This window comes from Microbacterium sp. 67-17, from assembly GCF_001898325.1.
Lineage (GTDB): Bacteria > Actinomycetota > Actinomycetes > Actinomycetales > Microbacteriaceae > Microbacterium > Microbacterium schleiferi.
On record NZ_MKTR01000028.1, the window covers coordinates 25,354 to 41,445 of the forward strand.

The following is a 16,092-nucleotide window of genomic DNA, read 5'->3' on the forward strand; positions in this document are numbered from 1 at the left end:
GTCCCCGTGACCACAAGGCGATACGATTTCTGTTGTGCAGAAATCGCCCGGCGACGGTGTAGCGCCCCAATACCCGATCGAGTCAGTGGACAACGCACTGCGGTTGCTCCTCCTTCTTGGCGAGCGTACGGAGGAGGTAAGGCTGACCGACGTCAGCGCCGAACTCGGGGTGGCGTCTTCGACGGCGCACCGCATCCTCGCAATGCTCATCTGGCGCGGATTTGCCCGTCAGGATCCGCGCACGAAGACCTACGGTCCGGGTCCGACACTCACGAGCGTGGCCTTCTCGATTTTCCGGCGCATGGATCTTCCGCGCCTGGCGCAGCCGATCCTCGAGGATCTCAGTTCCTCGATGGGCGAGACGAGCCATCTCGGCATCCTCGAAGGCGCGAACGTCCGCTTCATCGCGGCGTCCGAGCCGGCGGCGGCAGTCCGCGTCGCCTCACGCCTTGGACGGGAGATCCCGGCGTACGCGACCTCGACCGGCAAGGCGATGCTTGCCAGCCTGCCGACAGAACAGCTCGGGCGCTTGTTCCCAACGGACTCGCTCCCCGCGGTGACCTCGCACACCGTTCAGTCCCTTGCGGACCTCGAGAAGGAACTCGAAGCCGTTCGGCGCCAGGGCTACTCGACGAACCGCGAGGAGAGCGAGGACGGTGTGGCGTCGGTCGCAGTCTCGGTCGCGAACTCAGCGGGCATCAATCTCGCCATCAACCTCGCTGCCCCAGTCCATCGTCTTCCGGTCTCGAAAGTCGCGACCTTCGGGCGAGCACTCAAGGACGCCTCGATGCGGTTGAGCGAGGCGTTGGGCTAATCACGGGGGTGCTCCAGTGAACCCCGCCCCGATCCCCCTCCTCCACGGACACTCGATTCCGCGTCTGGGTCTCGGCACGTGGCCGCTCGAGGGCGACGCGGTGCACGAGATGGTCGCGCTGGCGCTCGACATCGGCTATCGACTGATCGACACGTCTCACAAGTACCTCAACGAGGAACCGGTTGGCGCGGCGATCCGAGAGAGCGGGATCGCTCGCGAGGAGATCTTCGTCACCAGCAAGTTCAACAAGGAGGATCACAGCGTAGATGGTGTCCAGCGCGCCTATGACGAGAGCCTCCGACGGACCGGGCTCGACTACCTCGATCTATTCCTCATTCACTGGCCAGTGCCTTGGCTCGACACCTATGTTGCGGCGTGGCGGGGTCTTGTAAGACTCGTCGAGCAGGGGCGGGTCGGAGCAATCGGCGTCTCAAACTTCAAACGACCACATCTGGAACGGATCGTCGCCGCTACCGGACGCGTGCCCGACGTCAACCAGATCCAACTGAGTGCCGACCTGGCGCGCGACGATATCCGTGATCTGCACAAGCGGTGGGGCATCGTGACCGAGGCCTGGAGTCCGCTCGGGCGCGGAGGCCCCTTGCTCACAGATCCCGTCGTGGTAGACATCGCAGACCGGGTCGGTCGCACCCCCGCGCAGGTGTTGTTGCGGTGGCATGTGCAGCACAACATCGTCCCGATTCCGCGCGCGGACGACCCCAGACAGCTGCGGGAGAACGCGCAGATCTTCGATTTCAACCTCACTCACGACGACCTTGCGGAGCTGAGGAACCTCGATCGCGGTGAATCAGCGGCACGAGATTCCGACTCAAAAGAGAACGGACATTAGCGCGTTTCTCCCTGACTCGATCGCGTTTCAAGTTTCAGGGGCCGAGCGATCACGTCGAATCCGGAAACGATCAATTTCGGGATGCGTGCGGAGGCTAACCGTTGTCGAGCAGTTCGAGCAGCCGTGTAGTTACGCGCCAGGTTCGGACTGTCATCTGTTGAAACATCGGCATAGCGAGTACGCGCTGAACGCGGGTCTTGGTCGCTTGCGCGGCTACCCGCGAGAAGTACAGGACACCCGGCCCGATTGCCATCGCGTCGACGCCCTCGCGCATTTCGGGAAGATCTGCAAACGCCGCTTCGGCCGTGAGGGGATCCTTTACGAAGAACACTTCGCTGCGTAGCCGATCTGATCCGTGGTCCGATGGTGCTTGGGCGATAATCGCTGCTAGCTTCCAACAACGTCGCCGGCCAGTACGGTCGGAACCAAGACAGTGCTCAACGCTGTAACCGGGCTCTATGCAGCCCCACGAATTTTCTGCCCGAAGGAACAATGCTGACGAGCTACACGGAAGATTCAAACTCGATGCTGGAGTCGGCTGGCGATGCGGCAGAGGATGACTGCTCGGCTTCCGATTCGGAACCATGCGAGAGGTCGCCGGGGGCCGGTTAGGCGCACCTTGCGGGCGCGGGTCGTCACTGCGATCACGGTTCCCTCGTCGAGTACCTCTTCCAGCGAATTCAGCATGCCGTCGAGGCCTCGTGCAGCATCCGGTCCGTGCCACGCTGTCTGCTCGCCGTAGGGGATATCGGTGACCACGACATTGGGGCGTCGCCCGTTCAACGCGCGCCGGAGTTGTGCGGGGTCGAAGACGTCGGCTGGTGCGATGTTGTAGTCGAATGAGCCGTCGCCTGACGCGAGCCGGCGAGCGAGTCGCTGTGCAGCGGCGGCGGCATCGAGGTAGGCGGGTTTGCTCAGGCGCTCGGCGCGGGCCTGCAGTTCATTCGCGCGGGCGGTCATGCCGTGCTTGCTCAGAAGGGCGAGGTTCTTCCGGGCGAGTTCCAGCGCCGCGTGATCGACGTCGGAGCCGAGGACGCTGGTGATTCTGTCTCTATGCAGGAGTGTGAGAGTGGTGAGGAGGTGGCCGCTGCCGCAGCATGGATCCCATACCTGGGCGGTGGGGTTCGGGGTGAGCGCCAATGCTCGCTGGAACATCTCGCTGGCGAGGCGTGCGGGGAAGGCGGGGAACCCGGGGGCAGAGTGGAGCACGCCGCCGGAGAGGTCGGCGTAACTCTCTCGCGTGACGGCGTAGCGGTAGGCCATTCGCGTGCCTATGCCCGTCCGCGCTGGCGCGCGGCCTCGTAGAGAGCGATCGATGCCGCGTTGGCAGCGTTCAGCGAGCTGGCGGCGCCGCCGATGGGGATGCGTGCGACGACATCGCACGCATCGCGCCATCCCGCGCTGAGTCCGGCGTTCTCATTGCCGATCGCGAGCAGGACGGGGCCTGTCAGATCCACGTCGGCGATGTCGTCGGACCCGTTCTCGTCGGTTCCGACGATCGTGAGGGGGATGCCCGCAGCGCGTTGCTCCCGTACCCAGGTCACCAGTGGTTGATGAGATGGTTGTCGGATCACCGGCACCGCGAACAGCGACCCAGTGGAGGCGCGGACGGCTCTGGGGTCGTACGGATCTGCGCCGTGTCCGGTGACGATCAGGCCCGACCCGCCGAAGGCATCCAATGAACGGATGATCGTGCCGATGTTGCCGGGCAGGGAGGGGCGGTCGAATGCCATCCCGAGGAACGACGGCCCCATAGGTATGCGAGACAGCTGATCGTCCGGCACGGCGGCTACGGCGATCAGCTCGGGGGAGCCGTCGTCTTGGTCGCTCAACTGATGCAGCAGCTGAGCCGCGACGGCTACCCGCTCGCCTCCTGATCCTTCGATAACCTGTGCACCCCACCGCGACAGCGGCCGATCCGCGTCATAGAGGACTGCGCGGATCGGCCAGCCCCGCTCGAGTGCGAGGCTGATGGGGCGCACACCCTGCACGATGAACTCGCCGGCCCGCTGGCGCTTGTTGCGGTTGTGGAGCAGAGCTTCCCACTGTTGGAATCTTGCGTTCGGCCGGGAGACGCGCAGAGTTGGCTTACGCGCGTTCAACGGGAATCCAGACCTCGGCGGTTGCGGCGCGCTGCTCGCCTGGTCGGCGCTCAGTGACGATCGACGGCCCCGGACGCAGGCGCCACGGGTGTGACGGAAACCACTCGCTGACAATGTCCATCCAGGCCGACGCAAAAGGAGCGCCCGTGCGGAACACCGCCCATTTGCCGGCAGGAACCTCGATCACATCGAGGCGCTCAGGTGCGGGCGGAGCCGCATCGAGGGCGACACCGACCATGAACGTGAACCGACTGTTCACTGCGTAGTCGGCGTCGACCTCCGTACTCACCTGAAGCAGACCCGAGGGCTCCGAGCAGCCCAGTGCTCGGAGCCGCTCCACGTTCTCCGCAGACAGCGCCGTGATGTGTGCCTCGACATGAGGATTCCGGAATTCCGACACGACCGGGACGCACGCGGCGTAACCGATCAGGCGGAAGGCCGTCCGCTCGACGATACGGGCGTCTAACATGCTTCCCTTCAGCTTGGACTCTCGTGGTGCGAGACGATTTCCAGGGTGTTCGTCACGCCGGGTCCAGCGCCCGACAATTGGAGACCGATCAAGTCGGGTGAAGGCGCCCGGGACGCCTGATGGTGTGTGGTGTTGCGTGTCGTCGGACGTCGCCGGCCGTCACGAGCCGGCCCGCTCGGATCGGAGTCGCACGTTCGGACAAACCACTGCACCCCGGCAAGCAGAATTGGAATGAAGGGAGGCTTGTGTGATCAGTGAGCTCAACAGGCTCATCGAGGTCGTCGAAGCGGATCTGTCCGACGACCTCGACATCGGTGCGCTGGCTGCTTCCTTCGGCACCACGGAGTACCACTTGCGGCGGATGTTCGCATCGCTTGTCGGCATGCCGTTGTCCGAGTATGTGCGGCGTCGGCGGATGACGGTCGCCGCGGCCGACGTCATCGCGGGCGATCCGCTTCTCCAGGTTGCGGTTCGATTTGGTTATGGCTCGGCCGAGGCATTCGGACGTGCGTTCCGGGCGGTCCACGGTGCGGCGCCTATCGAGGTGCGGACGAACGGCGGCCCGCTTCGGTCACAGCCGCAACTCACGCTGCGACTGACTGTCCACGGCGCCACGTCGATGGACACGCGTATCGTGGATCGACCCGCGTTCCGGCTCGTCGGCCATGCTGCACGCGTTCCGCTCATCCACCGGAGCGCGAATCCTCACATCCAAGCGCACGTCGCTTCTCTGCCGGCGCACGAGCACGCGCGACTGACGGCGCTCGGCAACACGGATCCTCACGGACTGCTTCAGATAAGCGCAGATGTCGATTCCGACTACACCGAGGGAAGCACACTGACCTATCTGCACGGCGTTGCCCGGGACGCCGCGACGACCACGCCGGAAGGACTCGACGTGATCGAGGTTCCTGCCGGCACGTGGGCTGTGTTCCGGGCATCTGGACCATATCCCGCGGCTCTGCAGGAGACGTATGCGGCATCGGCATCCGAGTGGTTTCCGTCGAACCCGTGGCTGCTGCGACCAGGCCCCTCGATCGTCGCGATCCTCGATCGCGCTGAAGACTTCCGTTCCGCGACGACGGAGTTGTGGCTGCCGATCGTCCGCCAGCGTGATGACGTGTAACCGCGACACGACCATGACCTCGCTACCCGAGGGGCGCGACTTCATGCCATCCCGATCTCGCGGACGAATGTCTACACGGTGTCCATCTGGGCGATTCGCTCGTCTTCGGCTGATCGCTCGTGTATTTCGGGATTACGCGGACGCGGTACTGTGCGGAAGCAACGACTCTCGAAGGACGACGATGAGCATTGCATTCCTGCTGACCACCCTCGTGGTGGTCGCCACCCCCGGCACCGGCGCCGTCTACTCGATCGCCGCTGGGCTCTCCCGCGGCGCAAAGGCTGGCATTATTGCGGCGTTCGGCTGCACCCTCGGGGTCATCCCTCACATGGTGGCCGCGATCACCGGACTGGCCGCGATCCTGAATGCCTCCGCGATCGCGTTCCAGACGATCAAGTGGCTCGGTGTCGCCTATCTGCTTTACCTCGCCTGGCAGACATTCCGCGACAAGACGATGATCGACGGCGACGCGAACCCCGCCCCGGTTTCGTTCTGGCGGGTCATCCGTACCGCCGTGCTCATCAACCTGCTTAATCCGAAGCTGACCATCTTTTTCTTCGCGTTCCTCCCTCAGTTCGTTCCCGCGGGCGAGGCGAAAGGCACGTGGCACATGATCTGGCTCAGCCTTGTGTTTATGGCGTTGACGTTCGTCGTGTTTGCGCTGTATGGGGTGTTCGCCGCGGGGATGCGCAACCAGGTCATCACGCGCCCGAAGGTCATGGCGTGGCTGCGTCGCACCTTCGCGGGCACGTATGGGCTGCTCGCCGGCCGTCTCGCCCTCGAAACCCGCTGATGCAGCTCAGTTCATGACTCGGCGCTGCGCGCTCATTTCCCTCAGCTCGCCGTCGCGACACTCACCCTCGATGGCGTGACCGACACGGCGGACGTCTCGGCGACCGCGGCACCATTCCGCGAGCGGGCCTCCATGCGCCTCTCCGAACGACCGGAGAGCGAGTTCCCCGAGATCGTCGCCTGGCGGCGCGCATTCAGTCAGATGGGACTCAAACCCACCCAGTACCGGTGCGCGTCGGAAGCGCTGCCACGCTGATTCAAGAGCGACGGGGAATTGCCCTCGATCCACCCGCTCGTCGACCTGTGCAACGCCGTCTCACTCGCTTACGCGATTCCCATCGCCGTGTTCGACCTCGTCCACGAGGCGCCCCTGCCCGGTGGCAGCGGCACCTGGGCGGAGAAGGTTCTCGTGACCAGTGCCCACGTCGCGCGCGTGCCCGACGGCTTGGCGCCGGCGGCCGCTCACGCGGAGTCAAGTACGTGATCGAGCTCTGACAGCGCCGGACGTGAACGCCGGGGTCCTCGCTGCGCCCACGAGTTGTTATCGATAGTTCAGGGCGCTCGTGCCCGTCATTGTGGCGCTCGTGGTGTCGGCCATTTGCTTCACGATCATCGTCGCGGGCTCCGGATATGAATCCGGCCACGATGAGTGGAATTGGCACGGGCCACGGCAGACTGCCTACGCGCGTTGTTCCATGCACTCGTGGTCGTCAACAACATCGGTGCGCTGAGCATCTGCTCCCGTTCGGAGGGGGTGAGGGGAGGATCGCCGATCGGTAGCCGACCTTGCATTCCAGTAACAGACGCTCTCGGTGCGGTCTGGGTTGCTTGGGCCAGCCGGAATCTTGCCGCGCTGCGCCAGCGAGTCGTTACGCTCGGCAACGCTCACTAACTGGTGCCGAGGTCCTTTCCGAGCTTGGCGTACAGCTCTATCACCGACCGGGGTGGATCTCGTATCGGGTTCGCTACCCGCGGCGGGCTTGCTCAGGGGGCGAGCCGAGGATGACGACTCCGAGCGGCTCGGTGACATCGACTTCATCCCGGTAGCGCAGAAGCGCGTCGATGAACTCCTGCTGCGCGGGGGACGGAACGTAGGTAGACCGAGTGATGAGGAGTGCGCGGCGGTCGGCCCATTCCTCTGCCACCGGATGTATGGCAGCAGGCAGTGTGGGAGAGCGGCTGACGGTCCCATACGGGACGATCGCCGCGCCAGCCCCAGTGCTGGCGACGGCGTACACCGCGTTGAGGGTTGGCAACCGCACGCGGTACGCCGGTGACACACCGAGGATGCGCGCCTGCTCGTCGATGAGTGTCTGAAGCGGGTTTGCCGCTGGCAACCCGATCAGCGGCCCCCGCATCACCTCCTCGAAGGAAGGAGCCACGTCGTCTCCGCGGAACACCGAGCCACGAACGACGACAAGGGGATCCGCCCATAACTCACGAGCGATCAAACCGTCGCCCGTCGGTGGGAGGGAAACGATCCCGAGGTCAGCACCCCCCTCGCGGACCCGAGACGCGACCTCGACGCTGCTTGTCTCGACCACCGCGATCCGCATCGTAGGGAATCGTGCGAGAGTCGCGGCCAGGAACTCGGTCAAGGTATCGACGGCTGATGTGTTGCTGGCGAGCCGGATCTCGTGGGCAGAGTCCCCGCGCAGCCCGTCCATCGCCTGCCGCAGTTCATCAGCACGTTCGAGAAGGGCACGGGCATGTATCGCCAGGGTCGTGCCGGCCGTGGTCGGCACGATCCCACCTCGTCGACGCGACAACAGCTCGACTCGCTCTTGCCGTTCCAGTAGAGCGATCCGGCTGCTGGCCGACGACAGCGAGACCCCCACGGCGCGGGCGCCCGCCGTGATCGAGCCGGCGTCGATGATCGCGACGAACAGCTCCAGATCCCGCAAGTTGGGCGCCACGAACTAGCTTTCGGATTTCGCGTACATCCCTTCCGATTCTATCAACCTGCGTCCAGCGCACTTTTGGAAGCCTTGAAGGCCTCCGGGACATCTTGTGACCCGGGCGAGGAGGAGGCCAACGTGCTGATAGAAATCGCGCCGCTTCTGCGAGGAGCGGCGGTCGTCGGCGCAGGCTTCCTTGCAGGAGGTCTGAACGTCGTCGTAGGCGCGGGGACACTGGCGTCCTTCCCCATCCTCGTTCTGCTGGGGTTTCCGCCGTTGACGGCGACGATGGCGAACACGGTCGGCATCGTGCCCGGCAGCCTGTCGGGGGTATTCGTCTACCGACGCGAGCTGCGCGCACACTACCGCGTTACTCGCCTACTGCTTCCCTCATCCAGCGCCGGCGGCGTCACCGGCGCGCTCCTCCTCCTGCACTTGTCCGCCGACATCTTCGCTGCCGTCATCCCTTGGCTGATTGGTATCGGTACGCTTCTGGTACTCAGCGGACCCGCCATCAAGAACCGCATCGGCCGCGTGGCGGCAACCGACGACGTCGACGCGACGCCATTCCCTCGCCGAGGTTCGAAAGTCGCCTCCGTGGTCGGCGCGTTCCTGCTCGGAGTTTATGGTGGCTACTTCAGTGCAGCGCAGGGGATCCTCCTCGTCGCCCTGCTCGGGATCACGACGACGTTGCTGATGCAAGAACTCAACGCCGTGAAGAACGCCAGCGTCGCCGCGGTCAACATCATCGCCGCCACGGTCTTCATCTTCGTCTCACCAGAACTGATCTCGTGGCCCATCGTCGCCCTCGTTGCTCTCGGCTCGATCCTGGGAGGATTGGTCGGCGGCAGGTTCGCAAGACGACTCCCCGCAGGCCTGTTCCGCGGGTTCGTCGTCATCGTCGGCATCACCACCGTCACGGCAACGGTCTTAAGCCATTGACCACCCTCGGTCGGCAGGAACGGTCGAGCCAGATGTCAGCGCCGGAATCACCCCGGCACGCGACGATCGATCTGCCCGTCCGGGCCCCGGGCGTAGGCCGAACTCGTTGACGTGGAACCGGTTCACGGAGTTGCTCGCTCAGTGCAGCCGCTGGCGGCCGCCGCCCGCGAGGTCGGCGCGATGCGGACGGCCGCGTACCCCCGGCGCGATGGCACCGCGGTGCGGCGCAAGGATAGCGCGGTGAAGGTCGTGCCACAGCCCTGGCCCGCTTTCGCTTCTCCCCATCTCCTCGAGGCTTCTTTTCGAAGAGGAGCGCGTTCTGATCGCGATCTCGCGAGCCGAGGTGCGCGGCCAACGGAGATCGCCGCGCTGCATGACCGATCTCCGTCCACAACCAGCCGGGAGTTGCGTCGCAGCGCGCACGGTCGCACGAGAGGCGCGTGACTCCTCCGTCCGTCGCCTCTGCAGCAGTCAGCGGATCGCATCGAGCGCTGCGATGATGTCCCGCGGTTCCGCACGTCTGGTGTGGTCGCTGTCCACGAACGACCACGATATAGACCCGCTCTGCCTGATCACATAGGTCGCGGGGATCACAAGCGTTCGACCATCGCCACCGTTTCGACGGATGAGATCGTGACCTCGTCGCTCGTAGAGCGCAGCCAGCTCCGTAGGAATGACGAAGGACAGGCCGTAGCTTTGGGAGACAGTGGCCCCCACGTCGCTCAGAACGTCAAAGTGAGGCTGTGTTTCTCAGCGGTCGACAATGACTCGTCAGGCACCTGCGGCGAGATCGCAACGAGCCGCGCGTTGCGCGCCTTGAACTCCATGATGTTCGCTTGAAGCGCCCGCAGCTCGAGATTGCAATACGGGCACCAGCTGCCTCGGTAAAAGCTCAGCACCACGGGGCCATCCTCAAGCAGATCACTCAAGGTCACCGTTTCGCCAGTGGCGCTGGGGAGAGAAAACACCGGCGCCACATCTCCGACGGCCTTCGCGCGGTCTGCCGTACCGGCGTCGAAGAGCTCCGCAGCCGCACGATCCGTCGTCTCGTTCTCCTCGGAGGACCGGTTGGACCGCGCGTCCTCGTAGACACGCAGAAGCTCTTCCCGCAGGTTCATCTCGCTCCCATTCTGCGGCCGTTGACATACACGCTCAGCTGTCCACGCCCTCGGCTTCTGATGTACGGGGTTGCCGTCGTCGGCGCTCGTGCGCACGTGGCACTCACGACGTGTGCCGCGAGAGCGATCAGTCGATGTCGCAACGAATCGGTTGAACGGATTCGTCCATTTCAGGTTACATCGGCGCTGCGATGGCTGGCGCGCTGGCCACACGCGCGCGACCACCTGCAGGTTGTCTACGCGCGGGCAGCCTGGGGAACTTCCCTGGCCAGCATGACGGCGACCGCGGCAAGAAGGCTGCCGGTGATGCGGCGCTGCCACTTGAGCCAGGACGGGCGGGTTCCGATGAATCCTGCGATCGTCCCGGCGGCCAGCACGATTGCTGCGTTGACGATCACGCTGACAGTGATCTGGACTGTGCCGAGCGTGAACCCCTGCGCAATCGGGTTGCCGTGCGATGTGTCGATGAACTGCGGGATGATCGCCAGGTACATCACCGCCGCCTTCGGATTCAGCAGGTTGGTAAACAGCCCCATCCGGAAGAGCTTCCCGTGCGTATCGCGGGTGAGCGGTCCGGGTTCGAACAGTCCTGTCCCTCCTGGGCGGAACGTCTTGAACGCGAGCCAGGCGAGGTACAGCACTCCTGCGGCCTTCAGACCGATGTAGAGCCACGGAACCACAACGAACACGACACTGAGCCCCAGGTTCGCCATCGTCATGTAGGTGAGGAATCCCACGCCCGTCCCCGCCAGCGAGACCAGACCTGCGATTCGCCCCTGAGCGATACTGCGCGACACGAGATAGATCATGTTCGGCCCAGGCGTGAGCACCATCACCAACGCCGCCAACCCCATCCCGCCGACCGCGGCCCACGGGAGTCCAGTACCCAGCACCGTCATAGTCAGTTCCTTCCAACGATTCACGTTCCAGTGTGATGTAATGCCCTTATGCATCTCAACCCTTACGGCGAGTACGCGGTCCTGCTCGCCGCGTCACTGGCAAACGACTGGCCCGAAGATCGAGCGGGCATTGTCGACCGTGCGGAGTCTTATGGGATGCAGACGCCGTTCGCGAATCCGCAAGCGGACGACTACACCGGTGTCCGCAGGGTAATCGACCGATGGCTCGAAGTCGTTGATGAACCTTTGCCGCAACGACGCGCCGACCTCCTCAACCAACACCTCGCAGAGGCGGCCGCCTACCCGCGCCTAACCGACCACCATGATGAAGGCTGGCACCTCCACTATCGAGACCAAGACCAAGCCCTGCCGCATGTGCTGGAGGCCGTCATCAGCGTCGGCACCGCACTCCACCTGACAACGCGGGGAATGCACCGCCTTCACCGATGCGACGCCGGCAAAGTCCCGGGTGACCCGTGCCACAACGTCGTGGTAGACGTCACGCGCAACGGCCGCCAGCGGTACTGCAGCGTCCGCTGCGCCAACCGCGCTGCAGTACGTCGGCACCGCGCGCGACACGCGTGAACATGGAGACCTGACTACGCCCGGCCACCCACATCGCAATGAGCCTCATCGCCAGCAGCACCGGATCCCACACGCCGGTAGCGGCATCGTCGCCTCCCGCTGGCCCGCTCAGAAACGGAACTACGCCTCTCGACCTCCTCGAGGAAGGCGCCGACGCCGGGGAAAGTACGGCACCAACGTCGCATGCCGTGGCTCCACGAGCGGGGCGGCAACGCGGCTGACTCGCCCTCACCGGAGTCGGTCGACGCCCAGGTTCCAGATGGTCACGTTCGGTTCCGCGCCGTCGTGGCGAGCGGCGTACTCATGGAGCGCGTCCGTGCGCACGTGCTCCGGGTCCTCGCCGTCCGCGAGTCGGCGGATGAGCGGAGCCATCCATTCCCATCCCTGATCGACGAGCCGACTGGACCACCGCGACAGGAACCCGTCCGCCGTCCAGACTCCCGCGTGATCGTCGGGACCGTACCTCTCGCCGGTCGCGACGAGGCGCTCCTCGAACGCGACCCAGACGAACACGGAGCGGTAGGGCTGCGGCGTCCACCCAGCGAGCTCGGTGAACCGAACCGGGGACGTCATGCTTCCGTGATGCGCACAGGCGAGCGACTGGTCAGAGTCGGTCGTGGTTCGCCGGACTGTTCTGCACGAGCCACCTCCCCGTGAACGGGTAGACGAGGTCGACCGGATCCACCGTAGAAGCTCCGCACGCCGAGGTTCCAAAGAAGGTTGTGCAGGTTCGTGTTATCGCTGTACCCGAGGAACGGCTTCGGGTTCGCCGCGATCACGGCGGCATCGAAGTGCGGAATGACAGTGATCTGGTCATCACCACCGATGGCGGCCAGCACCGCGCGAATGCTCCGATCCGCGAACACCGCGTTCACGTCTGCCGCACGGGCTTCCGCGCTCGCGCCGAGTTGCCGCGTCGTGGGGTACTCGACCGGGATGAACCCGGTCGCCTCCTTCAGACGCCGCATCGCTTGCTCGTGGAGAACGGGCGAAATCGCTGGGGCGGCGAATGCCGGCGAGATCACGGCGACACGATCACCCGGACGGACTTTGGGAACGGCTTCAACGAAGCTGCGACCATCCACCGATTAGACCAGACTCCCGCACCGCGGCCCCGTTCGTCGGAGAATACGCCCACTTCGAGCGTATCTACACGCGGCCCCTTGGCTGGCGCGCCAGCGGCGGCGGGCGGCGGGCAGCGGCGGCGGCGGCGATTACGTCCCCACGACACTGCAATTCGCAACTCGCTCGAAAGACCTCGTGGAATTGGCATCTCGTATCGAGAACCTTCAACTGCCGGTCGTGTCGGCCCTCAGGCCTCTCCCGGCCTTGAACTGACCACGATTACCTTGGGTTCGACTGGTGCTCCGTGGGAACCCTTCACATACGACGCGATCCAGATCAGTCGGGTGCGCACGTGGCCGTCGTCGTCGAGCCCGAGTGAGGGGTAGGGCTGTCGCCGCCAGTGGCCGCGAACCGACCAGGCCGCACGATCGGGCGGCTCGCCGTCGCTCCCCTCTCGATAGACGGATACGTGATCGCTGCCCGCTTGCACGCGCACGATCGTCAGCTCGCCCTGCGGCTCGCCGCTGGGCACGACGACGCCTGTGACGCGTTCCGACTCAGTTATGCCGCCCTGGGCCATTAACGCCCACACCGCGGCAAGCAGTTTCTGTTCCGGTCGGGTGTCATCCCAGACCGGGACGAATGGCACGCGGCCGGACAGCTGCGGCCCGACCTGTTTGACATTGACCGCGCCGGATCCCGCAACGCCAGCAACGTATGTGCGTATGCGCCACATCGAGCCGCCCTGCCGGTACCAGACCGCGCGGACATGGCGGTCGCTGTCGCCCGCCCGCTGCATCACGATCGGGCGCGCGAAGAACCAGATCGCGTTGATATGCACGGGCAGCGGATCGAGAACGTCCGCGTCGACGAGGCTGTCGACAGCCAGACGCAGAAGCTCTTCGTGAAGGAGGAACGCTTCTTCGGGACGATCCGACCCCTCGCCGACCGCCGCGACGACGGACGGCACTTTGTTGGCGGTGAAGAGCTGTGCGCGAGGGTTGATGCGGGGCGGTTCACCGGCGCTAGGGGGTGGCACCCGCACGAGCGAGTCCGCAGCCAATCGTTCACCAGGATGCCCGATCGTCTTCAGCGACCTTCCTAGCCAGACGTGTTGATGGGCGAGGTCGAAGGCGATGTAGAGATTGGGTGGCGTCCACCCGCGAGCGACATAGTCGCGGTCAACGTCCCGCAACGGCGCCAACAGCCTCCGTGCATCCGAAGCGTTGAGCACAGTGGGTGGCAGCGGCCCGCCCGACAGGGTGCAGAACCCGTACCGCGCGACGGCGTCACGGTTGTGGAATGCGACGATGACTTCGTTACCCTCGGGCAGCCGAGCGGCAACGGTCAAGCCCGCCGCGATGGTGGGGATGACGCGACGGATTGCGTCGTCATGCTGCTCCCGAATGCCTTGAGCAAACCTCGACCGGCGGCGCGCTGGCTCCACACCCCGCCGCCGCTCCGGCACAGCCCCGCCACCATTCAAATGCACTCGCACCTTGCGAGCGAGCGACTCACTCAGCTGCGCCTCAGGGCGCACTTCCGCCTCACCCAGGCTCCGCAGCGCGTCGAGCACGGTGCGCACGTCAACGCCGAGCTCATTTGCAACCTCGAACACTCGGCGTCGGTACACGAAGTCCATGATGACTTGCCGAGCGTCACCGCCGAACCGCGAAGGCCGCCGACATAAAGCGAGGACAGCCGAGTGCCGATCAGATGCACGCCCCACCTGAACAGCGGCGGCCGCGCCGGCGGCCCTCGAGGTAGCTCCTACCCGCCCACTGTCTATGCCGGTGCGTCTCCTTCGATCTATGCCGGTGCGTCTCCTTCGATGGTGTCGAGACGCAGGGAGGCGACCTCGTCGATGCGGTTCCCTGACGAGTAAGCATTGCCGCTGAGATCCAGGACCCATACGGCGGTGTCCCGATGGGTGGCGTAGTCGCCGGCGTCCTCGTCGAGGATCTCGACGCTCTCGAGCTTCACGAGGCACGTTGCCTGGGCGGTGTAGTTGATCCATAGATCGCGCGACTTTCGCTCGATCTGCACCCCTTCCACGTTCACATCCAGTAACAAGACTTCAAGCACATCAGCAACGTCGAACTCGGTCTTCGCTGCCAGCGAGTGAGTGAAGTCCTTGGGTGTTCCGCCTGCCAGCACCGCATCCTGTACCGCGTCGTGAAGCTGTCGCTCCTGCTCGTAGTCCAATGAGCCCTCGTCATCGAGGAACTGCCCGGGAACCTTGAAATCGGAGATGCTTTCAAGGATCTTCACCTCCCACTCCACATCGAGTTTCTCGATCTCGGCCAAGAGTTCGCGCCGTCGCGCTGGTCCGAACGCACGCTTGTCAGCCGACAGAAGAAACGCGTGCGGATCTTCGGGTTCGCACGTGAGAAGCAGATCGACAAAGACGTACCAGTGCAGCGCGTCACGGTATCCGTTGCCCTCCCTGTCGAACGGTGCCGACCGTGAGATCGCCCGCAACGCGACCTCACGATGCTCTACCTCCGGGTAGCCGACGATCTCTGCACCCATCTGTTCGAGGCGCGCCCGCAGAAGACTCTCGTACTCGGCGGCGAAGGACTCTGAAGCGTTGATGGCTTCCTGGACGAGTTCCCGTGACCTCGGCGGCCATGTCTTGAGAGCCTTCTTCGCCTCGCGTTCACGCAATGCTGCACTGTCGCGGTACCGTGCCACGGCTTCATCGACCGCAAGCTCGGGCACATAAAGATCGAGCGCTTCGGAAGCGACCGCATCCGCGACGGCGTCCCACTGCCGCCCGCGCAGAAGCGGATTGCCGACGATCACGTTGGCGTCAAGCAGCAAGAACACAGCTCGACGGTACCCGGTGGAGTGTCAAGGTGAACGTGGGGCCGCTCCGATGAAGCAGAGCTCGTGATTCGTTACAGGTTCAGCCCGTGAGCACGCGCCAGCAGATCGGCGACATCGTTCAGCCCCTGATGGCGGAGGTAGGGGATGAAGTGGGTCATGGGTGGCTGATTCGAGCGGTACGGGTTCGGGTCTGCACCGTCATACAGCCCACCCCCAGGCAGCGAGGAGAGACCTCCGCCAGGAAGCGTAGACAAGCCGCCCCCGGGAAGCGTCGACAGACCACCGCCAGGAAGCGTCGACATACCGCCACCAGGGAGCGTGGATAAACCGCCACCAGGAAGGGTCGACAGGCCACCACCTGGGAGTGTCGACAGACCACCGCCGGGAAGCGTAGAGGCCCCGTCACCCGGCAGGGTGGACAAGCCGCCACCAGGAAGCGTCGACAGGCCACCGCCAGGAAGCGTCGACCGGTTGCGTGGCCAGGTGTTTCGTTCAGTCATCCGATCAGCGTGCCCCATCTCCCGCACCAACTCCAGCGGCCCGCGCGACGCACAGCTCGGCGTCCTGTCAGGGCGACGATAGAGTCGGCGGTGAGCAGCGCGT

19 protein-coding genes and 1 pseudogene are annotated in these 16,092 nt (G+C 64.9%); 8 read left to right on the forward strand and 12 right to left on the reverse strand.

Annotated features, from left to right (window positions below):
- Positions 1 to 34: 34 nt before the first annotated feature.
- Positions 35 to 814 carry an IclR family transcriptional regulator gene (locus BGO47_RS12295; protein WP_292712327.1) on the forward strand — a complete coding sequence of 260 codons (780 nt, stop codon included), beginning with the start codon at positions 35 to 37 and terminating at the stop codon, positions 812 to 814.
- Between the two features lie 16 nt (positions 815 to 830).
- Entirely contained in the window at positions 831 to 1,664 is an 834-nt protein-coding gene (locus BGO47_RS12300) for an aldo/keto reductase (protein ID WP_292712329.1), read from the forward strand.
- Positions 1,665 to 1,758: 94 nt separating this feature from the next.
- Here BGO47_RS12300 and BGO47_RS12305 read toward each other — a convergent pair whose 3' ends face one another.
- From BGO47_RS12305 to BGO47_RS12320, 4 genes are all read right to left on the reverse strand, one after another.
- Positions 1,759 to 1,995 (reverse strand): hypothetical protein, encoded by a 237-nt coding sequence (locus BGO47_RS12305; protein WP_138173441.1) that lies wholly within the window; start codon positions 1,993 to 1,995, stop codon positions 1,759 to 1,761.
- Positions 1,996 to 2,180: 185 nt separating this feature from the next.
- A complete protein-coding gene (locus BGO47_RS12310) occupies positions 2,181 to 2,927 on the reverse strand; it encodes an rRNA methyltransferase (protein ID WP_175987716.1) in 747 nt (248 codons plus the stop codon).
- Between the two features lie 8 nt (positions 2,928 to 2,935).
- The gene (locus BGO47_RS12315; protein WP_363250044.1) at positions 2,936 to 3,646 is read right to left on the reverse strand and encodes a TrmH family RNA methyltransferase; all 711 of its coding nucleotides are present in this window, start codon (positions 3,644 to 3,646) and stop codon (positions 2,936 to 2,938) included.
- A gap of 106 nt (positions 3,647 to 3,752) precedes the next feature.
- Positions 3,753 to 4,235 carry a GyrI-like domain-containing protein gene (locus tag BGO47_RS12320; protein WP_138174566.1) on the reverse strand — a complete coding sequence of 161 codons (483 nt, stop codon included), beginning with the start codon at positions 4,233 to 4,235 and terminating at the stop codon, positions 3,753 to 3,755.
- A gap of 247 nt (positions 4,236 to 4,482) precedes the next feature.
- On the opposite strand from BGO47_RS12320, the gene BGO47_RS12325 reads away from it, so the two are divergent.
- From BGO47_RS12325 to BGO47_RS12340, 4 genes are all read left to right on the forward strand, one after another.
- Positions 4,483 to 5,361: an AraC family transcriptional regulator gene (locus tag BGO47_RS12325; RefSeq protein ID WP_138174568.1), complete on the forward strand. Its 879-nt coding sequence runs from the start codon at positions 4,483 to 4,485 to the stop codon at positions 5,359 to 5,361.
- A gap of 181 nt (positions 5,362 to 5,542) precedes the next feature.
- On the forward strand, positions 5,543 to 6,154 hold the full coding sequence (locus tag BGO47_RS12330) for a LysE family translocator (protein WP_138174570.1): 612 nt from the start codon (positions 5,543 to 5,545) through the stop codon (positions 6,152 to 6,154).
- 75 nt (positions 6,155 to 6,229) lie between these two features.
- Positions 6,230 to 6,409, forward strand: coding sequence for a hypothetical protein (locus BGO47_RS12335; RefSeq protein WP_212743495.1), 180 nt, complete (start codon positions 6,230 to 6,232; stop codon positions 6,407 to 6,409).
- An 18-nt stretch (positions 6,410 to 6,427) separates the two neighbouring features.
- Positions 6,428 to 6,637, forward strand: a complete 210-nt coding sequence (locus BGO47_RS12340; RefSeq protein ID WP_212743496.1) for a hypothetical protein — start codon at positions 6,428 to 6,430, stop codon at positions 6,635 to 6,637.
- A gap of 481 nt (positions 6,638 to 7,118) precedes the next feature.
- Here the strand turns inward: BGO47_RS12340 and BGO47_RS12345 are convergent, their stop codons facing one another.
- The gene (locus BGO47_RS12345) at positions 7,119 to 8,069 is read right to left on the reverse strand and encodes a LysR family transcriptional regulator (RefSeq protein ID WP_138174572.1); all 951 of its coding nucleotides are present in this window, start codon (positions 8,067 to 8,069) and stop codon (positions 7,119 to 7,121) included.
- Positions 8,070 to 8,189: 120 nt separating this feature from the next.
- Here BGO47_RS12345 and BGO47_RS12350 point away from each other — a divergent pair, with 120 nt between their 5' ends.
- Positions 8,190 to 8,993: a sulfite exporter TauE/SafE family protein gene (locus tag BGO47_RS12350; protein WP_138174624.1), complete on the forward strand. Its 804-nt coding sequence runs from the start codon at positions 8,190 to 8,192 to the stop codon at positions 8,991 to 8,993.
- Between the two features lie 722 nt (positions 8,994 to 9,715).
- Here the strand turns inward: BGO47_RS12350 and BGO47_RS12355 are convergent.
- On the reverse strand, positions 9,716 to 10,111 hold the full coding sequence (locus BGO47_RS12355) for a peroxiredoxin-like family protein (RefSeq protein WP_212743497.1): 396 nt from the start codon (positions 10,109 to 10,111) through the stop codon (positions 9,716 to 9,718).
- Positions 10,112 to 10,347: 236 nt separating this feature from the next.
- On the reverse strand, positions 10,348 to 11,010 hold the full coding sequence (locus tag BGO47_RS12360) for a LysE family translocator (RefSeq protein ID WP_228480872.1): 663 nt from the start codon (positions 11,008 to 11,010) through the stop codon (positions 10,348 to 10,350).
- Between the two features lie 48 nt (positions 11,011 to 11,058).
- Between BGO47_RS12360 and BGO47_RS12365 the strand changes: the two genes are divergently transcribed.
- Positions 11,059 to 11,595, forward strand: a complete 537-nt coding sequence (locus tag BGO47_RS12365) for a CGNR zinc finger domain-containing protein (RefSeq protein ID WP_138174574.1) — start codon at positions 11,059 to 11,061, stop codon at positions 11,593 to 11,595.
- 228 nt (positions 11,596 to 11,823) lie between these two features.
- Here the strand turns inward: BGO47_RS12365 and BGO47_RS12370 are convergent, their stop codons facing one another.
- The 5 genes and pseudogenes from BGO47_RS12370 to BGO47_RS12390 all read right to left on the reverse strand — a co-directional run bounded on the left by BGO47_RS12370 (position 11,824) and on the right by BGO47_RS12390 (position 15,989).
- Positions 11,824 to 12,168, reverse strand: a complete 345-nt coding sequence (locus tag BGO47_RS12370; protein ID WP_138174576.1) for a hypothetical protein — start codon at positions 12,166 to 12,168, stop codon at positions 11,824 to 11,826.
- 104 nt (positions 12,169 to 12,272) lie between these two features.
- Positions 12,273 to 12,680, reverse strand: a pseudogene (locus BGO47_RS12375) (LD-carboxypeptidase); the annotation flags it as partial.
- Positions 12,681 to 12,907: 227 nt separating this feature from the next.
- Positions 12,908 to 14,293, reverse strand: coding sequence for a hypothetical protein (locus BGO47_RS12380; protein WP_292712344.1), 1,386 nt, complete (start codon positions 14,291 to 14,293; stop codon positions 12,908 to 12,910).
- A gap of 176 nt (positions 14,294 to 14,469) precedes the next feature.
- Positions 14,470 to 15,489, reverse strand: coding sequence for a PIN domain-containing protein (locus BGO47_RS12385; RefSeq protein ID WP_138174582.1), 1,020 nt, complete (start codon positions 15,487 to 15,489; stop codon positions 14,470 to 14,472).
- 71 nt (positions 15,490 to 15,560) lie between these two features.
- Entirely contained in the window at positions 15,561 to 15,989 is a 429-nt protein-coding gene (locus tag BGO47_RS12390) for a hypothetical protein (RefSeq protein WP_138174584.1), read from the reverse strand.
- Positions 15,990 to 16,092: the final 103 nt, after the last annotated feature.

Excerpts from the sequence above, each read along its gene's own strand:
- BGO47_RS12310 (WP_175987716.1), bottom strand. The coding sequence starts at position 2,927 with ATGGCCTACCGCTACGCCGTCACGCGAGAGAGTTACGCCGACCTCTCC.
- BGO47_RS12320 (WP_138174566.1), bottom strand. The coding sequence starts at position 4,235 with ATGTTAGACGCCCGTATCGTCGAGCGGACGGCCTTCCGCCTGATCGGT.
- BGO47_RS12330 (WP_138174570.1), top strand. The coding sequence starts at position 5,543 with ATGAGCATTGCATTCCTGCTGACCACCCTCGTGGTGGTCGCCACCCCC.
- BGO47_RS12355 (WP_212743497.1), bottom strand. The coding sequence starts at position 10,111 with ATGAACCTGCGGGAAGAGCTTCTGCGTGTCTACGAGGACGCGCGGTCC.
- BGO47_RS12360 (WP_228480872.1), bottom strand. The coding sequence starts at position 11,010 with ATGACGGTGCTGGGTACTGGACTCCCGTGGGCCGCGGTCGGCGGGATG.
- BGO47_RS12365 (WP_138174574.1), top strand. The coding sequence starts at position 11,059 with ATGCATCTCAACCCTTACGGCGAGTACGCGGTCCTGCTCGCCGCGTCA.
- BGO47_RS12370 (WP_138174576.1), bottom strand. The coding sequence starts at position 12,168 with ATGACGTCCCCGGTTCGGTTCACCGAGCTCGCTGGGTGGACGCCGCAG.
- BGO47_RS12390 (WP_138174584.1), bottom strand. The coding sequence starts at position 15,989 with ATGACTGAACGAAACACCTGGCCACGCAACCGGTCGACGCTTCCTGGC.